This window comes from Corallococcus sp. bb12-1 (genome assembly GCF_026626765.1).
GTDB lineage: Bacteria > Myxococcota > Myxococcia > Myxococcales > Myxococcaceae > Corallococcus > Corallococcus terminator.
Genome location: NZ_JAPNJZ010000005.1, coordinates 121712 through 140809, shown reverse-complemented (window position 1 = coordinate 140809; position 19098 = coordinate 121712). Strand labels below are relative to the sequence as shown.

Here is a 19098-nt window from a genome sequence, read left to right as displayed (position 1 = left end):
TCAGCCGCTTCCCCGTCCACCAGAGCGCGCACCCAGCTGCAGCGCCTCCAGTACATCTTCCGCCTCTTCCAGCGTGGCGGTCGCCTTCGCGCGCAGCTTCTGCTGCTCCCGGGGCGACGGGAGCATCGCGTCCCCGGGCGGATCCAGCGCGAGCAGCGCCTGTCGCACGTCATGCAGGAGCGGCTGCACGCCTTCGCGCCACGAGCCCAGCTCCGCGTCCACCCGCTGCGACAACACCTCCAGCAGCGCCACCGGCTTCGGCGCGGGAGGCGTGGGCGCGATGGGCATGCCCGGTCGGCGGGACGGGCCGTCCGCCTCCTCCAGGTTCGCGACCGGCGCGCGACCGTCCCGCGTCACGATGGGCCTCAATTGGAAGCCCACCACAGGAGCACGGGCAGCCCCAGCACGATGGCGGCCGTCACCGCGTAGTAGCGCACCGGGAAGTCATAGACGGTGGGCGGACCCACGGGCACGACGGGCGCGGGCAGCATCAACGACGCGGGCTGCGGGATGCGTTCGGAGATGCGGTCCTTGAACTCACGGATCCGTTCGGGCTGCCCCACGAGGCGGCCGGTGAATCCAGCGGCGAGGCAGAAGCGGATCATTTCAAAGACGATGGGCGGCGTGTCGTTGCGACGCAACTTCTCTTCCACGAAGTCGTAGAAGAGGTCGCCACCCGAGTCGACCTGGAACAGGTTCTGCTGCAGGAGCGGCCAGAGATGTTGCTCCGCGTCCGACAGCCGGCGCAGCACCCATTCGTCCAGGAAGTAGGCGAAGGGGCGGATCAGATCCTCCACCTCGTCCGGACGCTGATCCTCTCCGAAGGCCGCGCGCAGGCGCTCCAGCTCCACGAGCAGCGCCTGCTCCAGGTGGCCCAGCGCTTCCTGCCCCACCCTGCCCTGCGGACGGCGCGCGCCGGGGGCGGGCTCGGCGGGCAGCGCCCGATCGAGGAGCTGGCGTACGCGTCGCTGCGCGGCCAGGAGGGAATTCCAATGCTCCAGTTTCATGGTTGGTTGAGTGCTACGTCGGAAGCTGCAGCGGTCCCAGTCCCGCCACGGAGGCCTTCAATTCAACCGAGGCCTCGTTGTTCCAAGCATCAAGCAGGTCCCGCAGCTGCTCAAGAAAGCAGATGACGACAGGCTCGAAGCTCAAGTCGAACGGCTCCATGACGGCCTCGTAGGCGTGGCGGATCCCCGAGCCCTTCATGGCGCTGTCGGGCACGACACTGAACTTCAACTCCTTGAGCCAGGGAAGGACTCGGCGGAACGGGCTCTCCGCGGGGGTCCCGAGGTGACCCAACAGGGCGACCACCTCGTCCCGACCCAGAGTGGCCTTCGCCTTCCATGCGAGGAATTGCGTCAGGGCCTCCACGTCATCCCGTAGCACGCTGTCGCGGTGGGGTTGCAGGCTGCCCACCGTCTGCCATTTCAACCCTTCGATGTGCCGGCCCGGCACCGACACCTCCACCCTGCCCGCCGCCTGCGAGGAGAACTGCGGCTGGTGCCACAGCGCCTCCAGGACGATCTTCCGGGGCGCGGTGAACGCCTCCGGCATGCGCACGATGAGGCTCTGCCGGGACGTGTGCTTCTCATCGAAGGTCTCGTCCACCTCGTAGCTGGGGCCCTTGCCGGGCAGGAACGCCGGGCGCAGCGGCGACAGCCCGGCCTTGGTCATCTCGAAGACGCCCGTCACCGAGTGCAGGCTGAACTCGCGCCCCGCGCTCATGCTCAGGATGGGGTGCTCCGCGCGCGTGCCGTCCGCGACCACGACTTGCGCGGGCTCCGCCTTGAGGTTCACCACCGGCACGGTGAAGAGCTGGAAGAAGTCCGGGTGCAGCGACTTGCCCACCGTCCAGTCCTTGTCCAGGTCCAGGCAGAGGCAGAACTTCATCCAGGAGCTGGCGCGCGGTGGCGGCACCTTCACGTGCACGAAGAGCTGCTGCTCCGGGAACTGGAAGAAGGCGCGCAGCCGCTGGAACGGGTGCGCGTAGGCGGAGCCGTCGTCCGGCGCGGGCGAATCCCGGTTGAAGGACACCTCGCAGGGGCTGCCCACGGAGTGCTCGTCCGCGGACTCGTCGTACACCACGCTCACCTGCTGGATGTGCTTGCGCAGCGCGTGGAACACCGCCAGCGACGAGCGGTATTCGTCCAGGTGACGCACGTGCAGGCTGAGCACGTCGATGGCGTCCTTGCGCGCGAAGCGGGACTCGAAGCGCAGGATGAGCCGGTGGCCGCTCCTCACCTGGGGCACCACGTCCGTGCCCTTGTGGAAGATGGGCAGCACGCGCAGGTCGCGCTGGAGGCGGAAGGAGCCCGCCACCCCTTCCGCGGGCGTCAGGCGCAGCTCGGTGCCCCGCGTGAGGAGCACCGGCTCCACCATCTTGTCCGTGGGCACGGCCTGCGCCATGGCGGCGGCGGGCACGGGCTCCAGCAGGAAGTCGAAGAAGCCCGCGAAGAGCCGGCGCCAGGTGGAGCGCAGGTTGTGCAGCGTGGCGTGCCGCGTCTGCACGGAGAAGTACGCCATCGCCTCGATGAGGCGGCGCACGTCCGGGTCTTCGCGGTCCAACGGGGCGGCGGGATGTCGCTCCTGGAAGCGCTGCCGGAAGCGCTCCAGCCCGTCCAGCTCCGACAAGAAATCGAGGTAGATCTTCTCCGAGAAATCCTTCACCGCCCGCTCTCCCGCCGTACGTCAGTCACAAAGGAATCCGTGCATCGCGTCAGCCCAGCTTCACCAGCGCGCCGCCCACGCTGGTGATGGAGCCCTTGAGGTTGGCCATGCCGCTGGCCTCCAGGTCCAGCTTCCCGGTGGCAGTCACCTTCGTCATCGCCCCGGACATCTCCGCCGTCGTCTTGCCGGCGAGCTTCAGCGTCACGCCGTCCACCTTCGCCTCGCCGCCGGACGTCACCAACTCCGCGCCCATGTTGCCCTTCATGGCCAGCTTGGACGTCGCCTCGATGTTCACGTTGGCGCTGGAGGACAGCTTCGCGTCGCTGGTGGCCGTCTGGGTCAGCTTCGCGCTGGTGTTGAAGGTCATGTCCTTCGTGCTCTTCACCGTCAGCGTGTCCTGGCTGGTCCACTGCGACACGCCCTTGGACTTCATCGTGATGGTGTCGGTGTCGAAGGTCAGGTCCTTCACCGTGACGACGATGCTGTCCTGCTTCTGCACGTAGGTGCTCGTCTCCTGGGGGCCCTTCACCGTGATGGTGATGCTGGTGCCATCCATCACCACGGTCTGGGTGATTTGATCGTCCGCGTTGTCGACCTGGACGGTGATGCCCTTCACCTTGTCCAGCTCAATCTTGCAAACCAGCGTTCCCATCAGTCCTCCCCGTCCGCGGCTCGGTTCACGCGGGTTCTTCCTTCACCAGGATGAGCAGCGTGCCTTCCTTCAGTTCGATCTTCTCCGTGTCGGTGTCGTTCGTGCGCATGAGCCGGAGCACCGGCTTGTTGTCGTCGTAGAAGTGGCGCATGGAGGTGCCATTCTCCGTGGTCTTGCCCACGAGCAGGTGCACGCCCTGCCCGTCTGACGGCAGCCGAGCGCCCGCGCGCCAGTCCAGGTGGCGCTTGAGCCACGCGCGCTGGAAGTCCAGCGCCACCAGTACACGAGCACCCTTGTAGGCCGGGAAGTAGAAGTGACCGGGCAGCAGGCTCGCGTTGAAGGGCACCTTGATGATCTGGTTGGCGAACAGCGGCATCTTCACCTGGTAGCTGTCCAGGGACGTGACGTCGTCGGTGTACGCCTGCCACGTCTCGTCCTTCTGCTCGCCCACCTCGCTGACGATGAGCCCTTCGACGAAGCGCGGGTACACCGGCGTCACGAACGCGGGCAGGTCCACGTGCAGCTCGTCCTTGCGCTCCAGCCGCGTGGTGAACGTGAAGAGGAAGCGGCTCTCCGGCTTGGGGCGGCGCGTCTCCTCTTCGTCCCCTTCCCCGTCGGTGTCCTCCACGGGCAGCGGCTCCGCCTTGAGCATCATCCGGCGCACCCGGAAGGTGTCCGTGCCGGGCACGCCCGACGCCACCCACCCGGCCGTCTGGGGCAGCTTCACCAGCGCGCCGGGCGCGAACGCCACCGTGGGGAAGCGGTTCCAGTCCAGGTCCACTTCCAGCCCGCGCACCTTGAGGCGCGCCGTCTCCAGCGTCACCCGCTTCTGCACGTCGTCCGCGATGTCCGTGCGCAACAGCACGTCCTGGCGGACGCCGGTGACGGCCTGGGCGTTGGTGATGGCCTGGTTCTTCGGGCTCTCCGCGGCGGCGTTGAGGATGGCCACGTCGTGGCGCACCACCTCCGGGAACACCACCGTGACGGTGTCCACGTCCTCCGCGCGCAGGTTGAGCGGCGTGCCGGTGGCGTCCTTCTTCGCCCGGAGCTGGTAGCCCTGCGCGGTGTAGTCGTACGCGAGCACGCCGTTGCGCGCGTTCACGAACCAGACGACGAAGTCGTAGAAGCTGGCCCCCGACTCCGGGGACAGTCCCAAGAAAAGCAGCGGACACGTGGCCGCGAGCTCCGCGTCCCAGTCGTTCGCGAGGGCGATCTTGTCGCCCTTGTGCGCGTCCAGCACGTCCTGCACGGTCTTCTTCGTGTAGAGCGCGCACGGGAAGTGCTGCGTCCACAACAGCCGCGCCGGGTCCACGAAACGCACGGTGTAGTGCCGGTAGGTGATGGCCGCGCCCTTCGCCTGGGCGACGGTCTCCTCCGCCAGGGCCTTGTCCAGCCCCAGCCCCTTCACCTTGAGCGACGTGTACGTGGGCTTCGTCGCCGTGTCGGAGTGCACCGCCTTGAGCTCCAGCGCCACCTCCACCAGGTCCGGCTTGAGGAAGTCCGCGAGCACCTTGTCCTGCTTCTGCCCGCCGTGCGCCGTCTCGTCGAGGACGCGGAACTCCACCCGGCCCTCGTGCCCCCACCCGTGCAGGTCCAGCTCGAACGCGAGGATGTCCGCCGGGGCGATGGCGTGCGCCGTGCCCGCGATGGTGAGCGTGAGGCTCAAGTCCAACCGTTCGGCGTGGGCCATCAGGTCTCCTCCACGTGCACGCGCACCTGACCGGTGACCGAGTGGAAGACGAGCCGCAGGTGGCACGGCACGTCGTCGAAGGTGCCCTTGCAGTCGAAGTGCAGCCACAGCCCGCTGTCGCGGCCGCGCAGCTTCACCTCGGGGCCCGAAAGGCGCGGCTCGTGCTGGGTGATCTCCTGCTGGATTTCGGCGGTGAGCGCCTCCACCAGCTCGCGCGTGCCCAGCTTCTCCGTGTACCCGCCCAGGCCGAAGTCGTGCATGAAGAAGCCGTAGCCCTTCTTCGTGTTGAGCACGGCCTCGATGTTGCGCATCACGTGCTCCAGACTGTCCCGGACCTTGGGCTTCTGCGAGCGGGACGCGAACTTGTCCAGGAAGGGTGCGCGCGCCATGGCGTCAGCTCCTCCGCCAGAACAGCGACGTCTGGGCACCCTTGAGCGCCGACGTCACGTAGAAGGCCACGCCGTCCTCGCGCAGCGCGTGCTGCCACTCCTCGCCCTTGCCCAGCAGGTACCAATCGATTTCGGGCCCCAGCGCGTGCGGGAACGACGGGTACGGCACGTGGGTGTAGGGCACGCCCTTCAAGGCCTGACGGCGCACCAGCGGCAGCCGCGAAGGGCTTGCCAGCTTCACGCCGTCCATGGGCGTGCGCTCCCCCGGCTTGGTGCGCTGCACGAGCAGGTACGCTTCGCTGGCGGAGCTCACCTCCGGCGGCAGCGGAGAGCAGACGTACTGTCCGTCCTTCACCTGGAAGGCCTTGTGCGTGGAGCGCGTGGCCTCCGGCTGGAAGCTGCGGGTGAGCAGGCGGATCCACCCGCCCAGGCCCTGGGCCAGGTCCTCGTGCTGGTACACCGGCATCTGGTCGTCCGGGAGCATCTCCAGGTAGCAGCACGCCTCGAAGTACAGTCGGCGCAGCCCGTCGAACAGGTGGTACGGGTGCACGAACACCTGCCGGAACATGTCCTTGCGCAGCGCGAGCAGGCGGTGCACTTCGAAGAGTGCCCGGCGCGCGTTGGTGAGCCGGTCCGTGCGCAGGTACGTGTCCGAGATGTGCGTGAGCAGCTGCTGGCGCACCTGGTCGAGCAGGTCATCCAGCGTGGAGAGCAGCTTCTCCAGGAAGGGATTGGGCCCGACGAGCAGCAGCGCGGGCACCCAGTCCGGCGACGTGCGCCACGCGCCGTCCTCGTCCTGGGACACGGCCGCCAGCCCGAAGGACGCCACCGCCCCGTCCATCACCGGCTCCGACGACAACTGCAGCTTGCTGAGCACGCGCTGGAGCACCGGCGGATCATCCGCGTACAGGCGGATGCCCTCCGCGCTGACGGTCTCCTTCAGCACGTGCAGGTAGATGATGAACTCCGACTTGCCGATGGCGTCCAGCGACAGGGGCGCGATGACGGCGTTGCCGGGAACGTCCAGGAGCTCCCCCGTCTTGGTGACGACGGTGAGGGCGGAGATGGACAGGCTGCCGCCGAGCAGGAGCGACTCGTTCCACGCAAGGTACGCGACGCCGTGGGACGGCAGGCCGGACAGGTTGGCATGGAGCCGGATCTCGGCGTCCAGCGCGTCCTCTTGCGCGATGAAGTGCTCGGGGAGGAGGGTCTGGCCCACGTGCCAGCGGACCCGTGCGAGCTTGTACCGCTGCATGCGCCTTGTTCTCTTCTTTCGCGCCAGCAAGGCCGGGAGCGAGGGTGCTCCCGGCCCGGGCGCGACTTGTTACCGGGACTGGATGCTAGCTGGCCGTCTCCGTGACGCCCCACTTCTTGGCCAACTTCTTCGTCGAAGACGTGGCCAGGTTCAGCGACTGCTCCAGCGCCTGCGGCTTCACGCCGATGTTGAACGTGTAGTTCTTGGGCGACTGCACCTCGCGGGACTCGTTGTCCGCGACGGACATGTTCAGCTCATCGCCGTTCTTCTCGAGCAGGCCCTTGATCTCCGCGTCGAGGAAGTTCGACTTGAAGTACTTCTTGCCGAGCGGGTCGTACTCGTAGACCACGTACTTCACGACGACTTCGATGTTGCTGAACTTGCCCAGCAACATCTCCGCCACGGCCTGCTTGTTGGCGACCGACACCTGGCCAGAGAAGTACATGGCGTCCGTCACGCCCGTGTCCCACTGGTAGTGGTTGAGCACCGCGACGACCTTGTCCGCGATGTTCGCGTCCGGGTTCTCCGGATCCTTGATGCTCTCCTGGTCGGCCTTCAGCGCCACGCCACCGATGGTGAGCGCGGTGATGTAGCCAACCGGGGTCTGCTTGTCCTTCTTGAAGTTGAAGCCCTGATACACGTCCAGGCTGCGCAAAAACTGGGGCATCTGTCACTCCAGGGTGAAGGGCAGGCTCTCACCTGCCCCAATGGGGGTGCGGCTTAACCGAGCCGCGACTCGAGCATCAGCTCCACGTTGAGGCCTTCGAACTGGATGTGCGGCAGCACCGCCAGCTTGCAGTCGTACCAGCCGATTTCGCCGGGGCGCGGGTACACGACGACGCTGCTCGCCTTGAACGGGAAGCGGCGCACGGTCAGGTCGTCCGGGTTCGCCACGGTGGTGACGTAGTTGGACAACCAGGAGTCCAGCTGGCGCTGGATGTAGTCCGCGTCAGCCGTGTTGCCGATGTTGTCGCGCATGATGCACTTCACGTAGTGCGCCAGACGCGTGATGGAGAACGTGTAGGCCAGGTTCGTGACGAGCTGCGAGTTCTCCGAGTCCTTGGGGTCCTTGAACGTCTTGGCGACCTTGGCGGACTGGGTGCTGAAGAACGTCGCGTCGCTGGAACCCTTCCGGTACACGAGCGGGATGAAGCCCGAGCGCGCGAACTCGTACTCGCGGTAGTCCGGGATCGCGATCTCCACGGGGGCCTTGATCTCGTCCTGGCCGCGCAGGGAGAACGTGTCCACCGGGAGGCCGGAGATGAGACCGCCGCCCTTGGGGCCGCGGATGGACTGGCACCAGCCGGAGATCTCGAACGCCTTCACCATGTTGCGCGCGAGCAGGATGGCGGAGTTGCCCCAGAGGTACTTCTCCGACTCACCGCGCGCCGTCTCCGTGAAGTTGAGGACGTCGCAGGGGTTCTTGTCCGGGTGCCAGGGCAGGCGCAGCACGTAGCGCGGGAAGGTCAGGCCCACGTAGGCGGCCTCCTCCGTCTCACGGAACGCGTTCCAGCGGCCGAACCGGGGGTGCGCGAGCACGCCCTCCAGGTTCTTGATGGCCTCCATCTCCTCGATGGTCTCGCAGCCGAAGAACGTGTGGCTGACGGCGGAGATGAACGGGGCGTGCGCCGCGTTGGACACCTTCGCCATGCGCTGCAGCCAGGTCAGGTCCGCGGGCGTGGAGGAGAAGTCGTAGAGGCCGACGATGGCGCCGAAGGGACGGCCGCCGTACTGGTCGTACTCCTGGATGTAGACCTTGTCGAAGAGCGCACCGGCGAAGATGTTGCTCGAGTTGTTCTCGAAGTCCTCCGCCAGCTCCTCCTTCGCCACGTCCAGCACGTCAATGGCGATGTTCGCCTTGAAGTTGGTGTGGTTGACCAGGTCCTCCAGGCCGCGCCACGACGACTCCATCTTCTGGAAGGTCTCGTTGTGGATGATCTCGTTCATCTGCGCGTCGATCATGCGATCGATGCGGCTGATGACGTCCAGCACCTGCCCCTTGTCGAAGCGGGTGGTGGTGTCCGGTCCTTCCACCGGCGCGACGTTCTGGAGCAGCGCGGCGACGCTGGAGAGGAAGCGGCTCTCCAGGGTGACCTGCTGCTCGTCGACGACGGCGCCGAAGTTGCTGAGGATCATCGGCTCGGACGACTGGGGCGGATCCAGTCGAACGCTGGTGAACAGGCGCTTCAGGTACGTGGTCTCGGCCATGGCGGAGTCCTTTTAGAAGTCAGAAGGGAGGAAGGAGGATCAGGACGCGGCCGGAGGCTTGGCCCCGGCGGCGACGGTGGCGGCGACGGCGGCGGTCGCGGCGGCGGCCCCCGTGGGCTTGCCCGCGGCGGGGGCGGCGGCGGACGCATCCGCGGGCTTCGCGGCGGTCTCACCGGAAGGCAGGCGCATGCTCTCGTAGCCCTTCAGCTCGGTGAGCAGCTCCTTGAGCGCCTCCGGCTTGGAGAACAGATCGTAGAGTTCGCGGCGCAGGTCCTTGCGGTTGTCGATGTTGGACTGCATCTCCACCAGGAGCGTCTTGAGCAGCAGCAGCGCCTTGAGCTTCGGCACGTGCTTGACGACCTCGTCCGGGTGGAAGGACTTCATGCTGTCCACGGGCAGCTGGACGTTCAGCTCCGACTCCACATCCGGGTTGATGCGGTTGGGGACCTGGAAGCTGGCGGACATCTTCATGTCCTTCATCAGCTCATCCAGGTTCTTCCCGTCGATGGAGCGCAGGCGGCGCGTCTCCAGGTCGTTCTTGCGGTCTTCCGAGGACCCCAGGGAGAAGTCGCCCATCACCAACAGGCGCAACGGCAGGTTCACCGTCTCCTGCTCTCCGTTGATGGTGGTGCGGTACGTGAGGGTGATGCGGGATTTGGGAAGCAGGTCCTGAATGGCCACGGTGACTCCCTGACATTCGCAGTGCGTTTCCTTCCCCCCGTACTACTGGAACCGCTCCGGGAGTACGCCCTGCTTGTGAACAATTCCAGCCTAGGCGCGATCAGGAATTCCAGTCAACCAAGCGACATCTCAGGTCTACCGGGGATCCGTTGATCGCAATTGGGCGGTGTCCCCCGAGAACAGGAGGACCTCCTGGGTCTGTTCCGGACCGCCAACCAGCGGCTCGTAGCCCAGGTGGCTGCCCTTGATGAGCCTCGCGTGGCTGGACTGATCACGCAGCGCGAGGATGACCGCCAGCGCGAGCGGCGTCTCCGCGAGGCTCGGGAAGATGCGGGTGTTGAGGCGCCGTCGGGCCTCCACGGCCCAGGGGATGCCGGCGCCGGAGATCGGCTCGTCGAGGAACAGCCGGACCTCCACGCCGCCCGTCGGCACGGTGGCGAAGCCGCCCACGGCGCTGCCATCCCCGAGCGCGGCGGCGCCCAGGCGGATGCCCTTGGATTCGATGCGCTGTCGGCGCGTTTCGCGGCGCACCACCACCTCCGCCTCCGGGAACACCTTGGCGAAGAGCCAGTGCAGGCTGCTGGGGCACGCGAGCCGCAACAGGCGCAGGCGGTGGGCGGTGGAGTGCTCCCAACCGGGCAGCAGGGATTCGTCGCGATCCGGGAACTGACCCGCGAAGCGAGTCCGCAGTAGCAGGTGGTCGAAGTAACCCAGGAAGTCAGCCATCACATCGTGCTCCAGCCGGTCCATGGCCTGGAAGAGGAAGGACGGCAGCGGCGTCTGGAGGCTGAGCAGGCCCAGGTTGACGGTGATCACCACGCGCTTGCGCGGCTGGCGGGTGAACTCGATGGCGTGCACCAGGTGCTGCTGGTGCAGGGTGCTGCGGTGGCTGCGGAACTCCACCTCCGCGTCGCCGTAGCCTTCCTTGGCGAGCAGATCCAACAGCGCGGGCACGTCGAAGCTGCGGATGCGCTCGCTGATGCGCTCCTCGACGGTGAGCTTGCGGCCTGGCTGTTCGCGCTCCGCTTCCATGGGGGGAGACAGACGCTATTCCTCGTAGCCGGGGTTGCGCGCCTGGCGCGGCGGGGAGACGAGGAACGCGTCCAGGTCCACGCGGTAGAGCTGATCCAGGGCGCGGAAGCCCAGGGTTTCAGTGCCGTGCAGCATCGGTTCGATGGCGTCCGCATGCTGGCTCAGGCCGTTGAAGAAGCCGGAGAAGAGCATGGGCAGGTAGACGCGCGGATCAAAGCGCTCCACGGTGGCGAGCACGTCCACGGCGATGACGCTCGCCTTCACGAAGTCCTCCTTCGCCACCAGCGCTTCGAAGGCGGACAGCTTGCGCACCAGTTGCGCGAGCGCGGGCGACATGGGCAGGGACGGCCCCGCGTCCGCTTCCGGGACGGCGGCGCGGCGGCGGGCCTTGGCGGCGGGGCGGACCTCCTCGTCGTCGCCGTCATCCTCGTCGTCGTCGTCCTCCTCGTCCGGGGCGAGCGCGAGCGCCTTCGCCTGGGGATCCTCGGGCGGGGGCAGGTACGGCACGCCCTGGGCGTGGGAGCGCAGGGTGCCGAGCAGCGTGCGGAGGGGGTCCACACAGGCGCTCTTGGGCAGCGCGCCCAGGGCGGCGATGAGCGGGTCGCCCATCCGCAAAGCCTCTTCAATGGGCTCGCGGTTGCCGGCGGCGTTCCACGCCTGCCATTGCGCGTCCTTGAGGCGCGTGTGGTGTTCCAGGGTCTTGCTCATCATCTTGAGCAACCAGCGCAGGCCGGTGTCCACGAAGATGGGCTTCTTGCCCGGGGGGCCGAAGGCGTCCCAGTTCTCCGTGAGGCTGCGCGACAGGGAGCGGAACAGGACGGGCAGCGCCTTCATGCCGTCCGCCACGAAGTGGCCGAAGAGGTACGGCCCCAGGAGGCGCACGTCGCGCACGCCTGAGCGCAGCAGCGCTTCGGCCGCGCGGGCCGCGTCCGCGTAGGAGCCCTTGGCGACGAGGCCGGTGATGGCCTCCATGCGCGGATCCGGCCCTTCCGTCTCATCGATGGGCACGGGCGTGCCGGTGAAGGGCGCGTCGAGCAGCGTGAAGTCGACGGCTTCGATGGCCAGCGCCGCGTCACCCATCGATGGCCACCATCTGTCCGGGGGAGACGACCTGGATGACGCCGCCGTAGCTGCACATGCACTTGGAGTTGCTCTCCAGCGCCGGCATGTTGCCGATGAGCACCTTGGGGCACCCGGGCACCCAGGGCGCCGCGGTGGCGGGGATGCAGGGCATGGGGGTGAGGACGCCCAGGGCCGCCGCGGTGGCCGCGGCCACCATGGGGTTCGCCATGGATGAGCACATGCCGAAGGGCAGCACGTTCATGAACGGCTTGTTGTCCATGATGTTCGCCGCGGGGGTCGTGGCCATCACCTTGTTCGTGGGAAGCACCATCAGCGACGAGGGCGCCACCCCGAAGCTGCATTGCAGCATCGCGCCCATCACGACCTGGACACCCATGTCCTGCCCCTTTCAGCCTGTTGACGACGGGCCATCTTCGCCCGGGTTGCCCGCGCTTTCCAGCAGCCGTCCTCGCAGCGCGGTGAGGGCCTGGAACATCGGGTCCGTCGATTTGCGGTGCAGCGCGCCGGTGAAGAACTGCGAGGCGCACCACGCGTCGTCGACGGCGCCCTTCTTGCGGTGTGGAAAGAGCGGGAAGAACTCGATCCGGTCGGGGAGGAAGTCCCCACCCAGCAGCATCTCGATGCGCCGCTTGATCTCCTGCTCGCCCTCCGGGGGGGCGGGTTCATGGCCGGTGAACGCCAGGAGGATGAATCGCGACTGGCTGGCGAGCCCCCCGGTGGACACCGGCACCACGCTGGTCCCCATGAGGAAGGGCAGACCCTCCAGCGCGGCCGTCACCTCCTTCGCCGGGTAGGTGCGGCCATCGTGCCGGAAGCCCTGCGTGCCGCCGTAGTGGTAGCGCGAGCGGATCCGCGCGAGCAGCACGTGGCCAGGAGGACGGCCCTTGTCGGGCAGGAGCGTGAAGGCGCCCACGTCCGTCGGGGCGCCCTGCCCGCTCTGGTTCGGGTCCTTCAGCGTCCACGCGCGGCCCGGGACGGGGAAGACCTCCGTGTGCACGTCCGCGTGCGGATCACTCACCCCGCGCGACGACACGAGCACCGCGCCGCCGGCCGCCGCGTCGATGAGGATGTTGGAGGACGGCACGGCCTGGAGGCCGCACTGCTTCACCCACGTGCGCCACGCCTGCGCGTCGTAGGGCTCCTCCGGGTCGCGGAACCAGTGCAGCACGTTGCGCATCGCCCCGACGCGGTGCTTGAGCAAGAGGTCGCGGAGGCGCGGCGTCACGCCCAGGGCGCGCAGCGGGGCCTCCAAGAGGGGCGCCGGGTTGTGCTCCAGGTCCGCCATGTCCAGGTGCAGGTAGGTGGCGCCCCGGAGCAGCGTGGCGAACAGCAGGGCCGGCAGGTGCTGGAGCACCGGGAAGTCCGGCGCCGCGAGCACGTCTCCCGGCGCGAGCCCGAAGGTGAGCATCCCGTCGCCCAGCGCGCCCTTCCAGGCGTCCTCGGCGGTGAGGGACACGGGGGTGTGCGGCGGATCCACCAGCGGGGAGAAGATGAGCCCCACCACGTCCCCGGGCTTGTACGTGTGCGAGGTGAAGCCGGGCGCTCCCCCACCCCGGCTCTTGAGCAGGAGCTTCTCGTGGCCCCGGAGGATGGGGAGCTGGTGCGGCTCCGCGGCGATGAAGTCCGGCGTCAGGGCCTCCAGCCGGGTAGCCATGGCGCGCGGGCCCAGGGGCGGCAGGAGCGTGAAGCAGCCGCCCAGCCGCAGCGTGGCCAGCAGCGACACAAGCAGTTCCTGGCCCACGCCGTACACCAGGCACACCTTCGCGCCCGGTTCCACGCCCTGCTCCGCCCACTCGCTGGCGCGGCGCGCGGCCAGGTCGTGCAGGGTGCGGAAGCCCACGTTCTGCCAGCCCTGGATGCGCGCGTGGGTGCGGAACGCGGGGCGCTCCAGGCCCACGTGGCGCACCACCAGGTCGTGGAAGAAGTCGTATTGCTGGCCCGGACGGCTCTTGGGAGGAGGCACGCCCCGGCCCGCGTGGGCCTCCGAGAGCGCGGTGGCGAACCCTTCCGGATCCTCCCAGCTCTCCTGCCACCAGGGCGGCGCGCCGCCTTCGTGCGCGAAGCCCGCGTCCAGTTGCCGGAGGATGTCCTTCACGTCGAAAGGCATGGGTGTCTAGCGCGAGGGAAAGTCGAAGCCGACCTTCACCATGAAGCGGACCTTGGAGCGCATCGAGCTGCTTTCCGGCGCGGGCGCGCTCTGCGGCCGCGAGTCCATGCGCCGGAGCGTCTGCTGCGGCCCGCGTTCGATGGACGTGGGGACGACGGCGCGCACCAGCGGGTGGCGGGACTGGAGCGGCGGCACGTGCATGTCCACGTCCCGGCCGAAGAGCCACGCGCCGCAGCGCCAGAGCAAGTCGTGGCGCTTCGTGAGGAGCGTCCAGAAGCGATCCCTCACCTCCGTGGCCTCGAAGAGCAGCGGCGAGGATTCGTGCTCGCGGGCTTCGCCGGGGGACGCGAGCAGGGCGCGCAGTTGCTCCGCGACGCGCTCCACCTCGTCCACGTCCTCGGGCGTCACCGGAGAGCGGCCGGTGAGCTTCGCCTCGTTGCGCCGGAACAGCGCCACGAGTCCCAGGCAGTCCCCCACCACATCGCGGTGGCCCTCGCCCCGGCTGGCCTCCACGTCGGCGGGGGTGAGGAAGGCGGCTTCCGCGAGCGCCTCGGCGGTCTTGAGCAGCTTGCGGCGCAGGTGCTGGGCCCGCTCGAAGAGGGCTCCAAAGGCGCTGGCCCGCATGTCGCGCTGCACCTGCAACGCGGCCCACGCGAGGCCCTGGGCGAGCAGCGGCAGTTCGCGCAGGTGCTCCACGTTGACGCCCGGCAGCGTGGCCACCTCCGCTTCGTGGGCCAGCACGCTGTCCACGCCGCGCTTCGTGTTGTGGAAGGAGAGCGCGATGTTGGAGCGGCACTCCTCCACGGCACCTTCGAGCGCGCGGGCCTGGGGAAGGAAGACGTCGTAGCCGGGCTGCGAGCCGATGGCTTCCAGCTCGGCGATATCGTCGGGCCCCAGTCCCGCTATCGCGTGCGGCGCCCCGCCTCCAGCCATGCCCGTGAGGATAGCGGGCGCTCCTGGGGGCCACAACCCGCTGTCCTGCCCCATCGCATGGTCGGTCCTCGGGGAGAGGGGCGCCAGGCAGACCCGTGGGGTCGGGTTCCTTGACGCCGTCAGACGAGGATGAGGTCGTCCTCGTCGTCTTCGAGCGGAAGACCGGCGGCGTCCGTCGCGGCGTCCAGCAGGCGCTGGGTGCGGCGCAGGCGCTCATCGCTCAGGTCCGAGACGAGCATCAGGACCTGCGGGTGGCTGGAGATGAGCGAGTCGAAGTCCTCGCGCGGCAGGCGCAGGAGCGTGGTGTGGCGCGCGGCCTCCACCGTGGCCGTGGCCGGCGTCTTCTGGAGCAGGGAGATCTCTCCGAAGAGGTCCCCTTCCTTCAGGCGCGACAGCACGTGGCCGTTCTTGAGCACGTCCACCTCGCCGGAGAGGACGACGTAGAGGCCGTCGGTCGCGTCGCCCTCGCGGATGATGACGTCGCCGCGCTCCACGTCGCGGGCGCGGAAGCGCTCCACCAGGCCACGCCGGTCCCTGCGGTTGAAGGGGCGGAACAACGCGGAGCCGTTCATCACGTTGGTGAGCAGGCGCTCGCGGCAGAACTTCTTGAGGGCCTGGGCCACGGGCGGATGGCTGTGGGAGAGCGTGGCCAGCACCGACGCGGAGATCTCCAGCACCTGCGTGTCGTCGGACGCGGACTCCACGGACGCGGCGCGCGGGGCGCCGGACAGCAGCGCCATCTCGCCGAAGAAGGCACCGCCCTCCAGCGTGGCCAGGTCCTGACGGTGGCCGTTGTCCTCGCGGAAGACGCGCACGCTGCCTTCGCAGATGACGTAGAAGGCGTCGCCGTGGCTGCCCTGCGCGAGGATGCGCTCGCCGGGGCCGAAGCGGCGCAGCGGGCAGCGTTCGAAGAGCTGGATGAACGCTTCGCGCGGCAGGTCGGAGAAGAGCGGGATGGACGGCAGCGCGTCCCAGCTTCCGGCGGCGGGCCCGGCTTCCTCGGTCAGCTCGTAGACGGGCTCCTCCTCCGGTGCGCCGTCGGCGACCCCGCGCTGGGCCGCGAGCTCCACCGCGTGAAGCAGCGAGTCCGCTTCAATCTCCAGCTCCGTGAAGCTGGAGACACGCAGGGACGCGCGCCAGGGCTCGGGGGCACCGGCGGTGGTGGGCGCGACCGTGGCGCCAGCGGCGGGCGTGGGGGCCGTCGGCGTGGCGGCAGCGTCGGTGCGGCGGGGACGCATGCCGGGAGGCGCGGACGGCCTGGGCGCGGCGGCGGCCGGGGGCGTCGCGGCGGGCACGTCAGGCCCGGTGATGGGGGATGCGAGGGCCTGCCAGCGTCCGCTGGGGGTCCGGATCTGCGGAAGCTCGGGCATGGAGGCGGGGGACGGCGGGGTTCGCGGCGGTGCGACGCGGACGGACATGCCTGGAGGCTGGCGGTCCCGGGCAACGGAGGAAGGCGTGGATGCGGGGGGCACCGGGAGCTGGCTCTCGGCGGTGTCCCGTGGGGGGATGGGGTTGATGGAGCTGGAGGCTTCCGGTTCCAACGGAGCTTCGGGCGTCAGGTCCCAGCCGGGCTCGTCATGCTGGGGCTCGACCTCCACCTCGACGGAGAGGACCACCTCGGTGTCTTCGGGCACCGGGGGGCTTCGCGCTTCGGTGGACGCCGCGGATGTCAGGGCCAGCTCGGGCGGCAGCGAATCCGACAGGTCGAGCGACGCGCCTCCTGCCTCCAGCGGCGCGGGAGTCGTTCGCACCGCGCTCGGCGCGGACGCCCAGCCCGTCGTGCCTGCCGCATCGGCGGAGGCCGGACCCGGCGACCCCGTGGGAGGAAGGCCCGACGCAGCGCCCTTCCCTGCCAGACCGACGGCGCCGGGCGGAACCTCGCGTTGGGTGATGAGGCTGGGCGTGTCCTGCGGCGTCGCGGGCGCGCCATCCTTCGGCTTCGCCCGGGACGTGGCCGGTGTGCCCCTTCGCGCGTACAGGTCCGCGAGCATCTGCTGCACGCCCTGGTGCGCCGGATCCAGTTCGAGGATCAGCTTGCTCGCGGCGATGGCGCGCGGCAGGAAGCCCTCTTTCGCGAAGCCCTCCGCGGCGGACTGGTACGCGGTGACGGCGCGGTCGCGCTGACCGGCCTTGGACCAGGCGTCCCCCATGCGCAGCCGGCTCTGGTGGTCCTTCGGCTCAGCGCGGCAGTAGTCCTCGTACAGCTCCGCGGCCTTGGAGAAGCGGCCCTTGGTGAAGGCCTCGGTCGCCTTGTCCTTGAGCGCGCGCAGCTCCATTCACCGCGCTCCGCCAGCGACCTTGTCGTCCTTCGTCGGGGTCGCGCCCACGGCGTTCCGCACCTCGCGGAAGTAGTCACCCTTGAGCGCATCCAGCGGCTCGGCCTCCGCGCCCGTGTTCATCTTGCGCAGCGCCGTGGCCGCCGCGGCGCGGATCTCCGGCAGGTCGTGGTACAGGTCGCGTCCCACCTTCTCCGCTGACTTCGCGTCGCCGATGGCGCCCAGGGCCAGCAGCACGTCGCGCCGGGCCACGCTGTTGGAGTCGTCGAGCGACTTGAGCAGCGTGGGCACCGCGTCCTTCGCGCCCATCCGGCCCAGCAGGATCGCCGCGAGCGCCGCCTCCGCCCCACCCTCCTTCACCACCACCTGGAGCATCTCCGACGTGGAGGCCGGCGGCGGGCCCGCGCGCGTCAGCGCATCCAGGACGACCAGCTTCTCACTGCCCATCTTCGGCAGCGCCGCGACCAGCGCCACCTGTCCGCTCTCGCCCTGCTCCGCCAGCGCCAACGCCAGCGTCTTCTGCAGCTCGCGGTCGGGCTCCAGCAGCGCCGTGCGCGTGATCTCCACGCCCTCCGGCCCCACGTACGCGAGTCCCACCAGGGCCGCCGCGCGCAGCACGGGGCTGGCGTCGTTCGTGTAGCCCTTGAGCACCTCCAGCGCGCCGGGAGCCTTGACCGCGCCCAGCCCCGTCAGCAGCCTGGCCAACGGTTCGAGCTTCGAGGGATCCACGTCGTCGCTCAGCTCGGAAGGCACGCGCGGAGCCACCACCGCGCGCCCTGCCCCCTTCGCCCGCGCCACGTTGAGCGCCTGGAGCCGGTCGAAGAGCTGCGCGTGCTTGCCCGCCTTGCTGTCCTCCTTCTTCGACGCAGGACGCGGGGCGGCCGGATCCAGCTCCGCGCTGTACTTCAGGGGCAGCGCGGTCGGCACCCAGTCCGCGCGCAGCGTCGCGAGCCCGGCGACCTCCTGCTCGTAGAGCTTCTGGAGCGCGGGGGCCACGGAGGCATCGCCCACGCTCGTCACCGCCTCCACCGCGAGCGTGCGCAGCGCGACGTCCGGCTGGTTGAGCCACGGCGTCACCTTGGGCAGCAGCGCCTTCGCCGTTGGGCCCAGGCCCACCACCGCCTGGAGTCCCGACGCCGCGGAGGCCGGCCGGGAGAGGCGGTCCGCGATGGGATCCGCCGGGCAGCCGCCGCGCGAACGCATGGCGCGGCCTGCTTCCTCGGCCTCCGCCCGCGCGCCGTCGAGCGCGATGGCGCACAGCGCGGCGTCCGTGGCCGGCGTGCGCTGGAAGGTCAGGATGGCGTCGGTGGCGAGCGGACTCACCGCGCTCTTCTCCACCGCCACCGCCTGGAGCCGCGTGGCGGAGGTCGGATCCTGCAGCTTCATCAGCGCGCTGATGGCGGACTCGCGCAGCTCCGGGAAGCTTTCGTCGAGCAGCAGCGCGATGGGCGCCACGGCGCGGGGATCGCCCGCGTCGCCCAGTCCGCGCACGGCGGCGGCGGCGAGGATGACCTGGCTGTCGCGCACCATGGGCAGCAGCCGGTTGATGGCCTCCGAACGGCCGCTCTTGCCCAGCTCTTCCGCGGCGCCCACGCGTTCCGGGAGCGCGCCTTCGGTGAGGGCCAGGAGGTTGCGCTCCCAGAGGCCCTTGGATTCCGCGGCGACGACGGTCGCCATGGCGCCAGGGACGTTCGCGCTCTTGAGGGCCTGGACGATGATCTGCCGCGTGGCGCGGCCCCGGCGTCCGTACTGGAGCGTGAGGTAGGCCTTGGCCTTGTCGCTCTTCACCTTGGCGAGCGCCAGGGCTGCCTTGCCCTGCACGGACTCGTCCGCGTCCTCGAGCAGTTCGCCGAGCAGGTCCACCACGCGGGGGTCCTGGCTTTCGCCGAGCGCGCCCGCGGCCTCACCGCGGACGATGGCGGAGAGGTCCTTGGCCGCGCGCGTGAAGAGGACCAGGTCGTCCGCGTTGTTCTGGTCGGCCAGTTTCTTCACGGCCGCGGCGCGGATCTCCGGACGGGAGTCCTGGATCTCCGCGAGGAGCTGATCCCTGTTGCCGTTGCACCCGGCGAGCAGGGCCAGGGCGAGGAAAAGGGGGCGCACGCTGGGTCGCATCGTTCTCCCGGAG

Annotated in this window: 17 protein-coding genes; all 17 read right to left on the bottom strand. The window is 69.3% G+C overall.

What is annotated here, in order from left to right; all coding sequences use genetic code 11:
• A complete protein-coding gene (locus OV208_RS09935) occupies positions 1–357 on the bottom strand; it encodes a hypothetical protein (protein ID WP_267573595.1) in 357 nt (118 codons plus the stop codon).
• Between the two features lie 8 nt (positions 358–365).
• Complete coding sequence (locus tag OV208_RS09930; RefSeq protein WP_267573594.1) at positions 366–1007, bottom strand: DotU family type IV/VI secretion system protein; 642 nt, start codon at positions 1005–1007, stop codon at positions 366–368.
• Positions 1008–1020: 13 nt separating this feature from the next.
• Complete coding sequence (locus tag OV208_RS09925; protein ID WP_267573593.1) at positions 1021–2667, bottom strand: type VI secretion system baseplate subunit TssF; 1647 nt, start codon at positions 2665–2667, stop codon at positions 1021–1023.
• A 49-nt stretch (positions 2668–2716) separates the two neighbouring features.
• Positions 2717–3319 carry a hypothetical protein gene (locus OV208_RS09920; protein ID WP_267573592.1) on the bottom strand — a complete coding sequence of 201 codons (603 nt, stop codon included), beginning with the start codon at positions 3317–3319 and terminating at the stop codon, positions 2717–2719.
• 25 nt (positions 3320–3344) lie between these two features.
• Positions 3345–5009, bottom strand: a complete 1665-nt coding sequence (locus OV208_RS09915) for a hypothetical protein (RefSeq protein WP_267573591.1) — start codon at positions 5007–5009, stop codon at positions 3345–3347.
• Positions 5009–5398: a GPW/gp25 family protein gene (locus OV208_RS09910; protein ID WP_267573590.1), complete on the bottom strand. Its 390-nt coding sequence runs from the start codon at positions 5396–5398 to the stop codon at positions 5009–5011. The genes OV208_RS09915 and OV208_RS09910 overlap by 1 nt, the downstream gene beginning before the upstream one ends.
• Before the next feature lie 4 nt (positions 5399–5402).
• Positions 5403–6653 carry a type VI secretion system baseplate subunit TssK gene (gene tssK / locus OV208_RS09905; protein WP_267573589.1) on the bottom strand — a complete coding sequence of 417 codons (1251 nt, stop codon included), beginning with the start codon at positions 6651–6653 and terminating at the stop codon, positions 5403–5405.
• 85 nt (positions 6654–6738) lie between these two features.
• Positions 6739–7320, bottom strand: coding sequence for a hypothetical protein (locus OV208_RS09900; RefSeq protein WP_267573588.1), 582 nt, complete (start codon positions 7318–7320; stop codon positions 6739–6741).
• A gap of 53 nt (positions 7321–7373) precedes the next feature.
• Entirely contained in the window at positions 7374–8861 is a 1488-nt protein-coding gene (gene tssC, locus OV208_RS09895) for a type VI secretion system contractile sheath large subunit (protein WP_267573587.1), read from the bottom strand.
• Positions 8862–8900: 39 nt separating this feature from the next.
• The gene (tssB, locus tag OV208_RS09890) at positions 8901–9542 is read right to left on the bottom strand and encodes a type VI secretion system contractile sheath small subunit (protein WP_267573586.1); all 642 of its coding nucleotides are present in this window, start codon (positions 9540–9542) and stop codon (positions 8901–8903) included.
• A gap of 135 nt (positions 9543–9677) precedes the next feature.
• Positions 9678–10574: a hypothetical protein gene (locus OV208_RS09885; protein ID WP_267573585.1), complete on the bottom strand. Its 897-nt coding sequence runs from the start codon at positions 10572–10574 to the stop codon at positions 9678–9680.
• Positions 10575–10589: 15 nt separating this feature from the next.
• Positions 10590–11654: a type VI secretion system protein IglI family protein gene (locus OV208_RS09880; protein WP_267573584.1), complete on the bottom strand. Its 1065-nt coding sequence runs from the start codon at positions 11652–11654 to the stop codon at positions 10590–10592.
• Complete coding sequence (locus OV208_RS09875; protein WP_267573583.1) at positions 11647–12033, bottom strand: DUF4280 domain-containing protein; 387 nt, start codon at positions 12031–12033, stop codon at positions 11647–11649. Before OV208_RS09875 ends, OV208_RS09880 begins: the two co-directional genes overlap by 8 nt.
• A 12-nt stretch (positions 12034–12045) precedes the next feature.
• Positions 12046–13764: a long-chain fatty acid--CoA ligase gene (locus tag OV208_RS09870; protein WP_267573582.1), complete on the bottom strand. Its 1719-nt coding sequence runs from the start codon at positions 13762–13764 to the stop codon at positions 12046–12048.
• A gap of 6 nt (positions 13765–13770) precedes the next feature.
• Positions 13771–14751, bottom strand: a complete 981-nt coding sequence (locus tag OV208_RS09865) for a hypothetical protein (protein ID WP_267573581.1) — start codon at positions 14749–14751, stop codon at positions 13771–13773.
• A gap of 65 nt (positions 14752–14816) precedes the next feature.
• On the bottom strand, positions 14817–16973 hold the full coding sequence (locus tag OV208_RS09860; RefSeq protein ID WP_267573580.1) for a cyclic nucleotide-binding domain-containing protein: 2157 nt from the start codon (positions 16971–16973) through the stop codon (positions 14817–14819).
• Entirely contained in the window at positions 16974–19085 is a 2112-nt protein-coding gene (locus OV208_RS09855; protein ID WP_267573579.1) for a HEAT repeat domain-containing protein, read from the bottom strand.
• Positions 19086–19098 lie beyond the last annotated feature (13 nt).